Source organism: Thermofilaceae archaeon (assembly GCA_038731975.1).
In the GTDB taxonomy this organism is placed as follows: domain Archaea; phylum Thermoproteota; class Thermoprotei; order Thermofilales; family Thermofilaceae; genus JANXEW01.
Window position 1 is genome coordinate 26,831 of sequence record JAVYQJ010000011.1, and the last position, 13,812, is coordinate 40,642.

Here is a 13,812-nt window from a genome sequence, read left to right on the forward strand (position 1 = left end):
AGGAGTGCCTCAACGCCCTCCTATGAGGAGCGCTAGACCCACACCGACGGTTTGGGTCGCGAGGCCCCACTGCTTAAGCTGCGGGTTGTGCTGCAGGGAGACCGAGATGGTGCTCACGCCTAGCGACATTGAGAGGCTGGAGCTGCTCGGGTACAGGAGGGAGGAGTTTGCGGTATACGATGGGCGCTTCCACCGGCTGCGGAACGTAGACGGGCGATGCTTCTTCTACCGCGGCGGGCGCTGCGTCGTCTACAATTACAGGCCGATCGGCTGCTCAATGTACCCGATAGTCATCGACCCGGAGAGCGGGAGCGTGGAGGTTGACCGCTTCTGCCCCCTCGCTTGTATGACCACTCCCGGCGAACTGAGGAGGGCTGAAAAGCTCGCGCGCAGCATTCTCAGGGAGTTGGGGCTCGCGTGAGCGCTAAGCGGCTCCTAGTCCTTCGACGGTGCCTGAGCGATGAGATGAAGGCCCGCAGGATCAAACCTACGACGGCTGTGAAGTAGGCGAGGGCTATCAGAGCTGTGAGGCGGGCCCACTCTTCCACGTCGACGGGTACTACCGGTAGACTCATACGGGTTAACCGAGTAGAATCTCGATCGAGACTCGATCTCCGTCCTTGATCCCCAAAACCTCCTTTACGCAGACTTTAGCGAGAACCTCCAGCACGTCGGGCCCGTAGACTGTTTTATCCGGGATCACTACGCCGCCCTCCAGCCTGCCGTTGATCACCGCCCTGAAGAGGCGGGCTCCGCAGTACTCCACCTCCCCCCTCACGATCGGTGGGATGCGGTAGCCTTCGTAGCTGTCGAGGATCTTCCTCTTTGCAACAGACTCGGGGTCTAGCCTGACGTTGAGGGTCCCCGGGTAAGGGTCGAAACCCAGGAAGGTTCTAAAGTGGTCCCTGTAATCGGTAAGCGACGTGTAGAAGGCGCCTTCGCCGAGGCCCTTGAACACCGTGCCCGCAAGCACGAGCCTCTTCACCCCTTTCAAGCCGAACTCAAGGCTTACGAGCAGGGAGCTTAGCTCGGAGATGGCCTTCTCGGTCAGCAGGCAGCGTTTACCCCTACCGCTGGCGACCAGCTCAACGTAACCGAGCTGAGCAGCGTCCCTGATCCACTTGTTCAGGGTCCAGGCGGAAATCTCGAGATTCGAGGCGACGAGCACCTTATCGATGGCAACGGGGGCTCGAGCGCAACCCTGCTTAGCGAGTTCCAAGAGCAGCGCGAGCAGCTCGTAACGCTTCATACTTCCGGTGGTGCAGGGTTGGTCCGCTATAAAACGTTTAGTTCCAGCTCTTACGAAATCGTTTTAGGCGAAAGACTTGCTCCCATCGCGTGCTTCCGCTGAGCATTAGGGTGGAGCCCGTCAACGTGGAGAGTAGGGTGGTCAACTGGCTGGCCGCTGAGCTCCGCGGAATCTTCGCTTTGGAAGTGGTGGTGGGAAAGGGGTTGAGCCCGGGCCGCGTGCTGGGCTTCTACGACGAGGAGAGGGAGCAGGTGAGAGCCGACCTGCTTGTCGAGGAGCTGGCTAGGGAGCTGCCGCCCCTCTCTCTTGTCCTAATCGACTCGGACGCCTACGTTGAGGGCCTCAACTTCATCTTCGGGATAGCGAGGCCGGGATGGGGGGGCGTGGTGTTCCTCGCGAGGCTCAAGCCGGAGTTCTACGACCAACCGATGAGCGACGAAGTGTTCCTAAGTAGGCTGCTCAAAGAGGCGGTACACGAGCTGGGTCACGCGCTGGGCCTCGAGCACTGCAGGACGCCTAGGTGCGTAATGAGGTTCAGCAACTCGATCGTGGAGGTTGACGCAAAAACCCACCGCTTCTGCGCACGCTGCGCGCACAACCTGAACCTTCTGCACCCGGGGGTCCTCAGGGTCTAGGTGGTAGAGTACGCAGAGCCTCTGGAGAGCGGTAATCGAACTGTACGCCCCAGCGGCCCTAGGAGCGATCTACGCGGCCCTCGCTAAGCCGGATGAGAGGGTAGTGGGCGAGCTATCGAAGGTTGTCCTAGCGATCCTCCTACCCCTCCTCCTCTTCACGTCCGTCTACGGGGCCGGGAACACGGGGGAGGGGTTAGCTCGCATGGGGGTGGCCGTCCTCCTCGTCTCCCTCGTGTCGCTCGCCTCCTCCTACGCACTGACGAGGGATCGGGAGTTGATGCTCCTCTCAACGTACGTGAACGCGGGCTACATCCCCATTCCGCTCGCCCGAGCTCTCTGGGGGGCTGAAGCCCTACCCCTCGTGAGCTTCTACATACTCTTCAACGCCTCGATCGGCTACCTGTCCGCCCCCCTACTCTTGAAGGGGCGATTGAGGGAGGGGTTGAGGGAGCTGTCGAGGTTCCCGCCCCTCTACGCCATCGCCCTAGGCCTCCTCCTTTCGTTGGCCGGAGTGGTCATCCCGAGCCCGGTGCTGGAGGCTGTCTCAGCGGTTGGGAACGCGGCGCCGTACATCGCGCTCCTCACCTTGGGTATGCGGATGGTGAAGCTTAGGCCCTCTCACGTGGGGGACGCGGTCAAGGTGTCCATCGTAAGGTTCATCATCGCACCCGCAACCCTGTGGGCGCTGGCACCCCTCATCTTCGAGGTGGGAAGCCTGCCTTACAAGGTTGCGCTGCTCGAGTCGATGATGCCGCCAGCCGTTACCGCTGGGATCCTCTGCAGCGTCTACAGCTCGAACCCGGAGAGGGGGGCCGTCATCGTCCTCCTCCTGACGGCCATCTGCTTCGCCATCCTACCTGTCGCCCTCCGCTTCATCGTTGAAGCCTAGAAGCTGTGCTCAGCGAGCACTTCCTCCCCGTTTCCGCTCCACCTGGCAAGCGTTATCCTACCCGGGCGGAGCCTGATCAGCGTGCAGCACGGGACTCGAGGCTCGGCCACCCAGCTCCCGCTGTTAGCTATAACCCTCCCTTCACCGTTCACGGCGAGCTCTGGTACATGCGTGTGGCCGAAGATCACGAAGTCGAGGCGCCCCAGCCCGGCGGCCTCAATCTCGCTCAGCAGCCTCTCCAGCGGTCTGTTAACAGCGGCTGACGAGAAAGCCCTCCCCCTCAGCCTGCCCTTCATTAGAACATCCGCCACCGGCTGTATGAGGCCGTACCACAGCTTCCCCTGGGTGATCCTGAGCGTGAGCATGAGGAGGGGGGCGGAGAGGAGGATCGCCGACATCATCGCGAAGACCCTGTAGGCGAACGGCGCGCCCTCCGTCAAGTAGAGCATGACGGGCGTTATCGCCGCATAGGTAGCGGCGAGCACCCACTCGAGAGACCCTGGCAGGGTTGAGAGGGATTCCGTCAACAGGTAGAGGTAGGATTCGATCCTCCACAACCCCTTCAGCTTCGCGAACTTCCAGTCGAGCTGGTGCCCGTGAAGCAGCAACCCCTTCCTCCCGGCGCACTCGACGACCATCATCTCGGGCACCACTAGGACGTTCTCGCTCACGAACACGCCGTCCCTGCCCAGGTGGGCGACGACTCGATCGTGGTTTCCGACGACGTAGGCAACCAGCGTATCCAGCTCAGCCAGCCTCCTCAGCGGGGCGAGCGCTGTGCTGACGATGTCCCTGACGCGGGCGGTCCAGAACTCGAAGATGTCGCCCAGCAGAACGACTAACGAGGGGCGCCTACCCTCAGCTAGGTGCTTGAAGAAGCTCTCAAGCTCCCTAAACCTCGTGACGAAGAGACCCTGGCGGCTGAGGCCGAAGTGCGTATCGGAGACCACGACAGCCTCCTCTCCCTCCTCAAGCCTCACCAGCGGCAGCTTCCGGCCGAGGAGGTGCACTTCGCTGACCTGCAACGCGCTTCCACCTTGGCTGCCACCCCTCTTACGCGGCTTAAAACGGTAACTCGAGCGGAAGCCTTAACCGCCCCATAGGTGCTGCAGGGTCGATGGGGCTGGCACCGGGTCCCAGAGCGTACCTAGTCTCGGTGGGAAACGAGCTGCTCATCGGGAAGGTTGTGAACACGAACATGGCTTGGCTGGGCCGGAGGCTGACGGAGCTCGGGTTCAGGGTGGAGGGCGGGTTGATCGTCCCCGACGAGCTCGAGGCTATAGCCTGGGCCTTCGCTACGGCCGTTGAGCGGGGGGCGAGGGTCGTCGTATCCACGGGCGGGCTAGGGCCCACTTTCGACGACATGACGGCTGAGGGGCTGGCGAGGGCGATGGGGGTTGAGCTGGAGCTGGATGAGGAAGCCTTGAGGATGGTGAGGGAGAAGTACAAGGGCGAGCTGACGGAGAGCAGAATCAAGATGGCGAGGATACCGAGGGGCGCGCGGCCGATACCGAACCCGATTGGCACCGCGCCCGGCGTCGAGGTCGAATGGAGGGGCGCTCTGATCTTCCTGCTCCCCGGCGTCCCCGCCGAGATGGAGGCCATGTTCACTTCCTACGTGGAGCCGAGGCTCAAGAGCTTCAGGGAGTTACCCTTCCGCAGCGAGCTCCACCTGAGAGTCCGCGGCGTCCCCGAGTCGCTGGCGGCTCCCGCGATCAGGAGGGCGCTCGAACTTGGCCCTGGGATCTACGTGAAGAGCCACCCTCGAGGCGCTGAGATGGGTGAGCCCGTGCTGGAGCTTCACGTTACAGCGTACGACCGCGATCCTGCTCGGGCGGTTGAGCTGGTTGAAGCAGCAGCCTCCCTCCTCGAGAAGGAGCTCCACGCTCTGGGCGCTAGGGTCGAAAGGGTGGAGCGGTCTTGAGGGTCTGGCTCGACGCGCTCACCCCGAAGCAGGGGCGGTTGACCGCGTGCCTGGCTCTCTCGCTCGGAGAGAAGGGGTTCGAGGTTCTAGTGACCTGCAGGGAGCACGAGTGTACGCGAGCCACGATAGAGATGTACGGGCTCCGCCCCACGATCGTGGGAGCGTACGGGGGTGGGACCAAGCTGGGCAAGCTGATCGCGGATGCTGAGAGGGTTGCCGCGCTGGCGCACGCAATCTCGAGGTTGGAGCCTAGTGCTCTTGTGGCTTACCCCAACCCGTCGGCTTCGCGCGTGGCCTTCGGCTTGGGAATCCCCTACATCGCTCTGAACGACACGCCCCACGCTGAGGCAGCCAACAGGCTTTCGCTACCCCTAGCCTCGGCTCTCGTAGCTTCAGAGGCGCTGAAGGGGGAGTTCGAAAAGTACCTAGCCCCCGACGCGAGGGTTTTCCACTACAGGGGGGTTGACGAAGCCCTCTGGGTCAAGCGCTTCAAACCCAGAGGTTCGACGGTCGCTGAACTCGGCCTCGAGAGGAGGAAGTACGTGGTCGTCAGGCCGGAGGAGTACAAGGCTGCCTACTACTCGTGGGGCGGGTGGGCCTGGCTGGAGCTGTGCGAGGCGTTGAGGAGGCGCGGTTTGCAGGTCGTAGTCCTACCAAGGTACGAGGAGCAGAGGGCTGCCGCCGCCGAGCGGGGGTACATCACGCCCGTGGGGTGCGTGGACGGGTTGGAATTGGCCTACCACGCGTTAGCCGTCGTCACCGGGGGTGGAACGATGGCTAGGGAGGCCGCGCTGCTGGGCGTCCCCTCGTTCTACACCTTCCCCCTGGAGCTGAAGGTTAGCAGGTACGTGGAGGCGCTCGGATTCCCCCTCAAGAGGTGGGTGGGGCAGCCGGAGGAGCTTGCAGAGGCTATCGCATCCCTGGAGGCGTCGATGGTTGAAGAAAGCGTGAGAAAAGCGGGAGAGCTCCTCGCAAGGCTTGAAACGCCGGAGGGCCGCGTGGTGGAGGCGCTCCAGTGGATTGCGACCCGCTGACTACCTCCCCTGCGGGAGTATCTCGCTGGGTAGCTTAACCTCCACTTCCCTGCCTTTAGCTGCGGACTCGTAGATGGCGTCGATGATGAACATCTCCATGACGATCTCTCGGGGGTCTATCGGTGAGGGTCCACCCCTCCTCACAGCTTCGATGAAGTTCCTGATCCTCTCCCTGTAGATGTCGACTTGAGGTAGCACGAAGGTCGTTGTCGTCATGCGCCCAAACTCGTCCCTGTACAGCTCGAGCGGCGAGAGCCTGAGCCCTCCCTTCGTGCCGAGGATGAAGGGCGAGCCCAGCGTGTTCGCGTGCATCGCCCAGCTCTCCTTCAAGACGATTGTGAGACCGCCCTCGAACCGTATGAAGGCGGCTACGAAGTCCTCCACCTCGAACATGGATGGATCCCAGCCCCAGCCCCCCTCAACCACAGCCTCCTTCTGCGGCCCAATCGCGGCCACGGTCACGGCGGAAACCGTGCGCGGGATGGGGTGGCCTAAGACGTACATCATGTTGTCAAGCGCGTAGCACCCGATGTCGAGGAGCACTCCCCCGCCCGCGAGCTCCCGCTTCAGGAACGTTGGTGAACCCGGGATGCCGCGCCTCCTGCCGCCGAGCGTGGCTTCACCGTAGTAAACCCTACCGAGGGCCCCCGACATCACGATGCTTCGGGCTGTCCTCAGCTCGGGGGACCAGCGCGTCTGGAAGCCCACCATGAGGATCTTCCCGGAGGCCTTCGCAGCCCTGTACATCTCGAGGGCCTCCGCGCCGCTCGAAGCCATCGGCTTCTCGACGAGGACGTGCACACCCCTCCGCAGAGCCTCTATCGATGGCTTCGCGTGGACTGCGTGCGGGGTGCAGACGCTCACTGCGTCCAGCTTGACGCTATCCAGCATCTCCCGGTAATCCTGGAAAACGCCTTCAGGTGGTACTCCCCACCTCAGGGCGAACTCCCGGGCTCTCTCAACGTTCACATCGGCTACTGCGGCGAGCTCAACGTCGGGGATCTCCCTGTAGTAGTGCGCGTGATTGTTTGCTATACCCCCCGCACCAATTATTCCGACGCGGATTTTCGCCACGCAGCCGGCTTGAATTTCTCTAGAAAAACCTTTCCATTAAAAATTACTGTGCTGCTGCGCCGGGCTCGGGTACTCGAGGGGGAGGGGGGTGGCGTCGCTGGAGTATCACCACGATGATTGCTGCGGCGATAGCCGCTACGGTTGCAGCTATGGCTACGAGGGCTGCTATCGGCAGTAGCGCTCGAGTTTCAACCTGAGTTGATGGAGCCTCGCCAATCACTTCGCGCCTATCGAGCAGTAGGCTGCCAGAGTACAGCTCAACCACCGCGTCAGCGCAGTCTACCTCCGGGAAGCGCACCTCCCTGCTGGCGCCGGAGCTGATGTAGATCTTCCTCGCCTGCTCCACGCCACCCGCGAGAACCCTCACGTAGGCGTAGCCGCTCTCTACGCCCGTGTTGGAGACTACGACGGAGAGCCCGCCTAACCCGCAGGAGGCTGACGATATGGCCGCTCTAACTTCGGCTGGCTCACCGACGTACACGAACTCCGGTGCTCTCAGCGTGAAGACGTAGAAGTCGGGCGCCTCCCGCTCGTTGAGGTTGATCCAGAGCAGGTAACCCTCGCGCTTGACGCTCGGCCCACGCGCGTATGGAGGCTCCCACCTGTAGTCGACGAGTTCCGCGCCCTTGAAGCTGAACTCTATGACGTCGATCCAGCTCCGGACGTCCATGCTCGTGAAGCTGTCCCTAACCTTTACTTCGAAGAGTGTTCCGTTGAGAACCCGGATGTAGTTGCTCGTGTTCAAGTAGATGAGCACTGAGAGCACGTAAGCCCCCTTAAACTCCGTCATCACCCCCGTGTTCGCAACATCGCAGAGGACAGTCTCGTTCAGCACCTTCCTGTAGGCTGGTAGACCGATCCTGAGGAGTCGAGGGTTGTCGGCGAACATGAGGAGCGTGTAATTCAGCATACCCGGTATCGATGCGTTCATCTCCCTCTCCACGTCCGTGCTTCCGAAGAGGCTCCTCCCGTCGACGGAGAAGGGGTGGAACTTAGCCTCAACAAGCGCTGTACCGTTGCCGTAGAAGACGACACCGTAGTTCAGCGCGATCCAGTACCCCTCCTGGGCGGCAGCCAGCGGCAGGAGCGTGAGCACCAGGAGTAGGAGAAGCCGCTTCACGATCTCTCACCCCTGTACACGTACTCGACGTACTCCAGCCTTAAGTAGCTGGGGATAGGGGCGCTGCCGAGAGCCGACCCGTAGTACTTGGTCTCCTCGAAACCGAAGACGATGTGCCTCTCGCTGTATACCCCCACGTTCGGCTTCATCCCATCGAGCATGTCCACGTCCACCCAACCCAGGCCCGGCAGGTAGATCTGAGGCCACATGTGCCCACCCCAGTGCTCTAGCAGCGCTTCGCCCTCCTGGGCTATCGTCGAGAGGTTCAGCCACATCCTCCCCGATATATCCGTGAGGAGAAGGCCGAAGGCCGTCCTAGCCGGTAAACCCAGGATTCTCGCCAGCGTCACGTAAACGTCGGCTACCTCGACGCAGTCGCCCACGATCGCGTAGTCGAAGAATCCCCCCACGACGGCGTGGTTGCTCCCCAACCTCGATAGTTGAACCCTGTAGTTGACCCTACGAACCACCCATTCCGCCAACCTCCTCGCAACCTCCGTGGGCCAGTGAGCGAAGCCTACCCTGTAGGCCAACTCGATCAGCGTTTCGTTGTAGATGTCCCAGTAGCCCGATGATGACGTGTACCTTCGAACGACCTCCAGCGGAGGCCAGGTGTAGACTTCACCCTCCAGCCTGTACGCCGTAACGATGACTTTGTACCGCGCTGAAATCCATATCTTGGATTGGGCGGGGACCTCAACTTCGACTGTGGCGTAGACGTTGCCGTCCTCGTCCCTAACGTAGCGCAGCGGGGGAGGGTCTATCGAGACCACGAAGCTCTGCTGGAAGCTCGTGTTCTGCGGCAGCGGGATGTACACGGGGTCCCTAACCGTGAAGTTGTAGCGGTTGGCGAGGAGGAAGCTTGCATCGATCGTGTACGTTACGACGGCGGTCGGAATAATCGACGCACCCCTCGAGGCTTGGGAACTTAAGAGGCATGATGTTGCAGACAGAACTAGCGGGGCTAAGACTAGAATCAGCCTTACAACTCGAGATGTCCGCACGCAGGCACCGCTAGTTAGTGCCCGCCTCGGCTTTAATTCTTTCCCCTTCGCGCAACGCTTTTCTCTCACCTCGAGAAGACCCATCTCTGGAAGGAACAACGATGTGGGTCATCGTTGCACCCAGAATCCGCATGGCCAGGCTCTGGGCAGCGGAAGAGGTGGCGCAGGCAGCCGACTATCTGAGCGGAGTCCTACTCCCCTACCCGCAGGAGCTTCAAACCCCCGTGCGGCGCTACGTCGAAGGAATCCTCGACTGGGAGGAGCTCGTCTCGCGCGTGAGATCGATGGGGCTCTCCTACGTCGACGTTTGGTCCTGGACTGAGGAGCCGCTGCTGAGAAGGCTCAGGTCGCTGACGGCCGCCGGCTACAAATTGAAGGTCGAGTGCTACGGGCCTCCTTTACGCGAAGACGCAGAGGCCTCCTGGGAGGTTACGAGGCTCCTTCTACGCGTTCGCGTGACGGGCAAGGTCGACCTTGAGGCGTGGAGGAGGCTTGTAGGCAGGGTTAAGACTCCGGTGAAGGAGGGTTACGCCACCCTTTCGTTGAAGCCGGCTGAGGGTGTTAAGGTTTCAGCGTGGATGTACCCAATGCCGCCCAGTGATACGCTGAGCGCCGAGAACTTGAGCGAGGAGAGCGTAAGAGCTCTGGCGGACTACGTGTTCAAGTACCTGGTCGCGACCAGCAACCCAGATGAGGCCTATGTGAAGTGGCTGAGCGAGACACACCGCGAGCTGTCGGAGGAGCTGCTACCATTAGCGCGAGCCCTAGGCGTGCTGAGGAGGGAGGAATTAGAAGAGGGGGAGACAACAGGGTGAGCGGGGGTTGGTGTGGAGAAGCTGCACCTCCTGCTAGCTGAAGCGGGGCTCGAGCTTGTGCCGGCGGAGATCTGGGGGCACCCCACCGTCGCGGCTAGCGCTAGGAAGAGGGGGAAGGAGCCGGGGGAGATCCTGCTGGACGTTTCACTGCACTACGCGGCTATGAAGAGCTTGAAGGATAGGATGAAGAGGGGGCGCCCGGATATCGCGCACTTCTGCATGCTGCTAGCCCTCGGCTCCCTCCTCAACAGGGCTGGGATGCTCGAGCTGTACGTCCACACGTACGATGGAAGGATGATCGGGGTCTCCCCCCATGTGAGGCTACCGCGCAACTACAACCGCTTCGTCGGGCTCGTCGAGCAGCTGCTGAAGGAGGGGCGAGTACCGCCGAACTCGGCCAGCCCGCTCCTCTGGGTTGAGCCCTACAGCCTCGAGGAGCTTCTCGAGCGGGTTGCTCCCAGCAGAATCTTCCTCCTCAGCGAGAAGGGCGGGAGGGTGGGCGCTGCCGAGCTGGCGAGAAGGGTTGTCTCAGAGCCCAAGCCGATGGTGGTCGTCGGCTGCTTCCAGGCGGGCGACTTCAGCGAGCGCATCCTCAAGCTGGCCCACGAAGTTGTCTCCATCTCACAGTACGCGCTTGACGCTTGGGTAGCGACGGCGAAGATCCTCTCGGCGATCGAGGATGCGCTCAACCTCTTCTAGCGCTCAAGGTGCGCGATGGCGCATTTCGCGGTCCTTTCCGCCAACTCCTCAATGCTCAACTCCCCGTACCCGCTGAGCGCTGTAGCCAGCTTACCTCGGAGAGGATCGATCCACTCCCTGGGGAGCCGGCTAGCACCCTGCATCAGGCCTACGATGCTACCCGCTGTAGCGCCGTTGCAGTCCGTGTCGAGCCCCGCCGTAACGGCGTAGATGACGGTGCGCGCGAAGTCGCCCTCCCCCCATAGCAGCGCGGCAACCACTACAGCCGCGTTGTTGATCGTGTGGACTGGGTGGTACCTGCCGTACCTGCTGAGCACCTCGCCAATAGCTTCCTCCCACTCTACCCCCTTCGAGTGAAGGTTGAGCACGTAGCGCACCGCCTCTGCCAGCCGGCTGCGCTCCGGGATCACCTTTAGAGCCTCCCGTACGATCTCCCTCGGCGAGTCGATAACGTAGGCCAGAGAAAGCATCGCGGCGACCATCATCTCCCCGTAAACCCCGTTCTTCACGTGCGAGAGCCTAGCGTCCCTGTAGGCGAGCTCCGCCGCTCTACCCGGATCCCCGGGGGAGACGTAGCCCCAAAGGTCGGCTCGAATCTGAGCGCCAATCCATTCCCTGAAGGGGTTGAGGTAGGTTGCTGTCTCAGGTGGTCTCAAGCCGAGCACGAGGTTCCTGTAGGCGGCTCTCTCCGCCGTGTAGGTCAGGTGGTAGGGGAGTAGGCTGAGCCACGCCTCAGCCACGTCGTTGGTAGTGAAGCGCGGTCCCCTCCGCTCGTACACCAGTAGGTTCAGCACCGTGTAGTCGAGGTCGTCGTCCCTCTCAGCCCTTCCGATGTGCTCCCTGGTCAAAGGCTTGATCCATCGGAGCTGCTCCTCACCCAAGTCGAGGAAGGCCGCCAGCGGGAAGTACGGCTTCCTCAGCGGGTACTCGTCAACCCTCCTCAAGGCCCTCTCGATGCGCTCCCGGCTCCAGCCCTCCACGGGCTTTCCCAGCATGCAGCCGGCGCACCGGCCCAGCCACGCGCCCAGAGCCCTGTCGTAGAGCTCCCTCCCGTCCAGCTCCACGCTGAAGCGCGGGGGAGAAGCCGGCCTCTCCGAGAGGATCTCGCGCCAGTCCGTCGGCTCCCTGTACGGGTAACCCTTCCTCGGCTCGGCGCGCTGCAGCTCGTCGTAAAGCTTGAGCAGCTGCTCCCTCGAGCGGGCATCGACGAGCCTACGCCTGAAGCCGTCAACGTTCACATCGAAGCCCTCCTCGAACCTCTCAACCGCCTCCCACTCAATGAGGCCTTTGAGCTCCTCCAAGTTGAACACGGGAGCCGCCACAAGGCTGCGGATTATAACCTTGCTATTTTCGGGCTAGCTCCCGCAGGATCGCCAGCATGGTTCTCGCGTTCCCCAGCATCCAGTGGTCGTTGTTGAAGAAGACGTAGACCCTCTTCGGCGAAAGGTCGAGAACCGATGCGGCCAGCCCCCTCAGCTCCTCATCGCTGTAGTCGTACGCGTACCAAGCGCCCCTCCCGTGCAAGCGCAGGTACACAATACCGTTGCTCGAGCCGATGAACGTCCCCATCGGCGAGTCGATCGAGACGAAAGTAGCGCCGAGCTCCTCGCACAGCGTCAAGCCCTTCCCCTCAAACCAGCTGTCGTGGCGAAACTCGACGGCCAGCCTCCACTCAAGCTTCGCCGCTTCAGCGAAGCTACGCAGCCTCTCCTCCGCCTCCCGCGTCGCCGTGAAGCTGGGCGGCAGCTGGAGCAGGTAGAAGTCGATCAACGGGTCGAGGGGCGCGAACCTCTCCCTGAACCTAGCCCACACGTCGAGAGCCGTAGCGCTGAGCCGCCGCACGTGGGTTACCGACCGGTGGACCTTCACGGCCCACCTCAACGCAGCCCCCCTCGAGGCCCAGGACTTCACTTGAGCTGGGAATGGGAAGCGGTAGAAGGAGGCATTCAGCTCCACTGCGTTCAACCCCGAGTTCTCAACGTACCAGCTTAGATCCCCACCCTCGTTCCAATCGTAAACCCAGCCTGAAGTGCCGACGTAAACCTCGATCATCAACCGCTACTCCTAGTGTTCTCCTCCCTTAAATATACTAGGCGTAAACCGTTAACGCGGGGCGCGAAGCTTTCCTTCTTCTCCGGTTCAGGACTTCAAGTACGATCGCTGCGAACTCCTCCCTCGAGATGAGCCCCCTTTCGATCGCGGTGTCGCAGCTAACGCCGGTTCTCAGCTCGATCTCCCTATCGATCTCGAGCCTATCCTCGTGCGTAGTCAAGTGGTAGAGGCCGAGCTGCATAAGCAACAGCCTAACTAGCCTGCTCATCCGCTTGAACATCCGTTTCAGCCTTTTAAACATTTCATCCATAGCTCAGCACGACTGGGCAACTCTGCTTGGAGCGCAACCGCTTGGGGGAAGCATTCAGCTTGCCTGCACCGCACTTGAAGCGGGTGGGAAGCAACCTAAAGGATCCGATGAATCGGCTGTTGAAGGTTGGAGCCGTTCAGTGGCTTAGCGCTGATTCTTCGATCGTGAAGCAGTCAATCTTATAACCTAATGTGGGTATGGGATGTGGGTATGGGTATTCACCTTGTCGAGATGGATGAGCGCGGGAGAGTGACTCTCCCAGCTGAAGTGCGGAAGCTCCTTAGAGGGAGAGTTTTCGCAGTTGAGTTTGTGAACCCTTACACCCTGGTCCTCCGCGTTGCCAGCCGCGAGGATTTTGTGAGGGAAATCGAGAGCATTAAGCTGAGGGGGGATCCTCGGAGGCGCGGGGGTGACGCCTCCAAGGCGAAGCACAGGTACGGAGGGGTTAAGGTTTGAGGCTGTTGGACCTGACATCCTCAGCTACGCGCTCTACGATGAAAGCCCCTTCCACGATGCAGCCTGGCAGTACGTCAAAAGGGTGTGCTGGGCGAGGTCGAGATGGCTGTGACACCGGTGACGGTGCTTGAGGCGTACAACGTCCTCTACTGGTACTACCGCGTGAGACCCCGAAAGCTGCTTTTACGAAAGCTCTCGCTGCTCGTTGAAAGCCTAACCCTGGTGCCCACCTCGATTAGAGGCCTGGATGTAGCGCTGAACGAGAACATCCCGCTGGGGGACGGCTTCTAATCGCTACAGCGCTCGAAAGCAAGCTTCCAATCATCGTTTCCAACGACAGCCACATCCTCAAGGTAGCGCGCAAGTACGGTCTAATCGTTGAAAACCCGTTAAAGAATCTCTAACGGGAGAGGTTGCTGCGAAGCACAATCAACCCCCAGCCCGCTTCAGGGGGCAATCGAAGATTTACGCTGATGATGCGCGCTATAATCACTCTCCCCCTTGCTGAGCTGACGCAGGTGCTTGAAGATGGAGTCTTCATGCGAGGCGAA

18 protein-coding genes are annotated in these 13,812 nt (G+C 61.5%); 9 read left to right on the forward strand and 9 right to left on the reverse strand.

Annotation, left to right across the window (positions count from 1 at the left end):
- The coding region (locus tag QXF46_06125; protein ID MEM0226436.1) for a YkgJ family cysteine cluster protein at positions 1 to 421 on the forward strand (421 nt) is incomplete at its 5' end.
- On the opposite strand, the gene QXF46_06130 is transcribed toward QXF46_06125, so the two are convergent.
- Positions 399 to 575, reverse strand: a complete 177-nt coding sequence (locus QXF46_06130; protein MEM0226437.1) for a hypothetical protein — start codon at positions 573 to 575, stop codon at positions 399 to 401. The two genes, QXF46_06125 and QXF46_06130, sit on opposite strands and share 23 nt — an antisense overlap.
- Positions 576 to 580: 5 nt before the next feature.
- Positions 581 to 1,249 (reverse strand): DUF120 domain-containing protein, encoded by a 669-nt coding sequence (locus QXF46_06135; protein ID MEM0226438.1) that lies wholly within the window; start codon positions 1,247 to 1,249, stop codon positions 581 to 583.
- A gap of 89 nt (positions 1,250 to 1,338) precedes the next feature.
- On the opposite strand from QXF46_06135, the gene QXF46_06140 reads away from it, so the two are divergent.
- Together QXF46_06140 and QXF46_06145 are read left to right on the forward strand one after the other, a co-directional pair.
- On the forward strand, positions 1,339 to 1,884 hold the full coding sequence (locus QXF46_06140; protein MEM0226439.1) for an archaemetzincin family Zn-dependent metalloprotease: 546 nt from the start codon (positions 1,339 to 1,341) through the stop codon (positions 1,882 to 1,884).
- A gap of 103 nt (positions 1,885 to 1,987) precedes the next feature.
- Positions 1,988 to 2,773: an AEC family transporter gene (locus QXF46_06145; GenBank protein MEM0226440.1), complete on the forward strand. Its 786-nt coding sequence runs from the start codon at positions 1,988 to 1,990 to the stop codon at positions 2,771 to 2,773.
- Here QXF46_06145 and QXF46_06150 read toward each other — a convergent pair.
- On the reverse strand, positions 2,770 to 3,798 hold the full coding sequence (locus QXF46_06150) for a UDP-2,3-diacylglucosamine diphosphatase (protein MEM0226441.1): 1,029 nt from the start codon (positions 3,796 to 3,798) through the stop codon (positions 2,770 to 2,772). The two genes, QXF46_06145 and QXF46_06150, sit on opposite strands and share 4 nt — an antisense overlap.
- A 92-nt stretch (positions 3,799 to 3,890) precedes the next feature.
- Between QXF46_06150 and QXF46_06155 the strand changes: the two genes are divergently transcribed.
- The gene (locus QXF46_06155) at positions 3,891 to 4,697 is read left to right on the forward strand and encodes a nicotinamide mononucleotide deamidase-related protein (GenBank protein MEM0226442.1); all 807 of its coding nucleotides are present in this window, start codon (positions 3,891 to 3,893) and stop codon (positions 4,695 to 4,697) included.
- A complete protein-coding gene (locus tag QXF46_06160; protein MEM0226443.1) occupies positions 4,694 to 5,731 on the forward strand; it encodes a DUF354 domain-containing protein in 1,038 nt (345 codons plus the stop codon). Before QXF46_06155 ends, QXF46_06160 begins: the two co-directional genes overlap by 4 nt.
- Here the strand turns inward: QXF46_06160 and QXF46_06165 are convergent, their stop codons facing one another.
- From QXF46_06165 to QXF46_06175, 3 genes are read right to left on the reverse strand one after another with little or no spacing between them, the layout of a single operon-like run.
- Complete coding sequence (locus QXF46_06165) at positions 5,732 to 6,805, reverse strand: Gfo/Idh/MocA family oxidoreductase (GenBank protein MEM0226444.1); 1,074 nt, start codon at positions 6,803 to 6,805, stop codon at positions 5,732 to 5,734.
- Positions 6,806 to 6,848: 43 nt separating this feature from the next.
- Positions 6,849 to 7,925 carry a hypothetical protein gene (locus QXF46_06170; GenBank protein ID MEM0226445.1) on the reverse strand — a complete coding sequence of 359 codons (1,077 nt, stop codon included), beginning with the start codon at positions 7,923 to 7,925 and terminating at the stop codon, positions 6,849 to 6,851.
- Positions 7,922 to 8,929 (reverse strand): transglutaminase-like domain-containing protein, encoded by a 1,008-nt coding sequence (locus QXF46_06175; GenBank protein ID MEM0226446.1) that lies wholly within the window; start codon positions 8,927 to 8,929, stop codon positions 7,922 to 7,924. Before QXF46_06175 ends, QXF46_06170 begins: the two co-directional genes overlap by 4 nt.
- A 131-nt stretch (positions 8,930 to 9,060) precedes the next feature.
- On the opposite strand from QXF46_06175, the gene QXF46_06180 reads away from it, so the two are divergent.
- Positions 9,061 to 9,744: a hypothetical protein gene (locus QXF46_06180; protein MEM0226447.1), complete on the forward strand. Its 684-nt coding sequence runs from the start codon at positions 9,061 to 9,063 to the stop codon at positions 9,742 to 9,744.
- 12 nt (positions 9,745 to 9,756) lie between these two features.
- Positions 9,757 to 10,443 carry a 16S rRNA methyltransferase gene (locus tag QXF46_06185; protein ID MEM0226448.1) on the forward strand — a complete coding sequence of 229 codons (687 nt, stop codon included), beginning with the start codon at positions 9,757 to 9,759 and terminating at the stop codon, positions 10,441 to 10,443.
- Here the strand turns inward: QXF46_06185 and QXF46_06190 are convergent.
- The 3 genes from QXF46_06190 to QXF46_06200 are packed head-to-tail and all read right to left on the reverse strand — an operon-like array spanning position 10,440 to position 12,763.
- On the reverse strand, positions 10,440 to 11,765 hold the full coding sequence (locus QXF46_06190; protein MEM0226449.1) for an ADP-ribosylglycohydrolase family protein: 1,326 nt from the start codon (positions 11,763 to 11,765) through the stop codon (positions 10,440 to 10,442). The two genes, QXF46_06185 and QXF46_06190, sit on opposite strands and share 4 nt — an antisense overlap.
- Positions 11,766 to 11,787: 22 nt before the next feature.
- A complete protein-coding gene (locus tag QXF46_06195) occupies positions 11,788 to 12,495 on the reverse strand; it encodes a DUF72 domain-containing protein (protein MEM0226450.1) in 708 nt (235 codons plus the stop codon).
- A gap of 37 nt (positions 12,496 to 12,532) precedes the next feature.
- Positions 12,533 to 12,763 carry a hypothetical protein gene (locus tag QXF46_06200; GenBank protein ID MEM0226451.1) on the reverse strand — a complete coding sequence of 77 codons (231 nt, stop codon included), beginning with the start codon at positions 12,761 to 12,763 and terminating at the stop codon, positions 12,533 to 12,535.
- 252 nt (positions 12,764 to 13,015) lie between these two features.
- Here QXF46_06200 and QXF46_06205 point away from each other — a divergent pair, with 252 nt between their 5' ends.
- Together QXF46_06205 and QXF46_06210 are read left to right on the forward strand one after the other, a co-directional pair.
- Positions 13,016 to 13,261, forward strand: coding sequence for a hypothetical protein (locus tag QXF46_06205; protein ID MEM0226452.1), 246 nt, complete (start codon positions 13,016 to 13,018; stop codon positions 13,259 to 13,261).
- Between the two features lie 84 nt (positions 13,262 to 13,345).
- The gene (locus QXF46_06210) at positions 13,346 to 13,552 is read left to right on the forward strand and encodes a hypothetical protein (GenBank protein MEM0226453.1); all 207 of its coding nucleotides are present in this window, start codon (positions 13,346 to 13,348) and stop codon (positions 13,550 to 13,552) included.
- Positions 13,553 to 13,812 lie beyond the last annotated feature (260 nt).

Excerpts from the sequence above, each read along its gene's own strand:
- QXF46_06180 (MEM0226447.1), top strand. The coding sequence starts at position 9,061 with ATGGCCAGGCTCTGGGCAGCGGAAGAGGTGGCGCAGGCAGCCGACTAT.
- QXF46_06155 (MEM0226442.1), top strand. The coding sequence starts at position 3,891 with ATGGGGCTGGCACCGGGTCCCAGAGCGTACCTAGTCTCGGTGGGAAAC.
- QXF46_06130 (MEM0226437.1), bottom strand. The coding sequence starts at position 575 with ATGAGTCTACCGGTAGTACCCGTCGACGTGGAAGAGTGGGCCCGCCTC.
- QXF46_06195 (MEM0226450.1), bottom strand. The coding sequence starts at position 12,495 with ATGATCGAGGTTTACGTCGGCACTTCAGGCTGGGTTTACGATTGGAAC.
- QXF46_06200 (MEM0226451.1), bottom strand. The coding sequence starts at position 12,763 with ATGAGCAGGCTAGTTAGGCTGTTGCTTATGCAGCTCGGCCTCTACCAC.
- QXF46_06135 (MEM0226438.1), bottom strand. The coding sequence starts at position 1,249 with ATGAAGCGTTACGAGCTGCTCGCGCTGCTCTTGGAACTCGCTAAGCAG.
- QXF46_06205 (MEM0226452.1), top strand. The coding sequence starts at position 13,016 with ATGGGTATTCACCTTGTCGAGATGGATGAGCGCGGGAGAGTGACTCTC.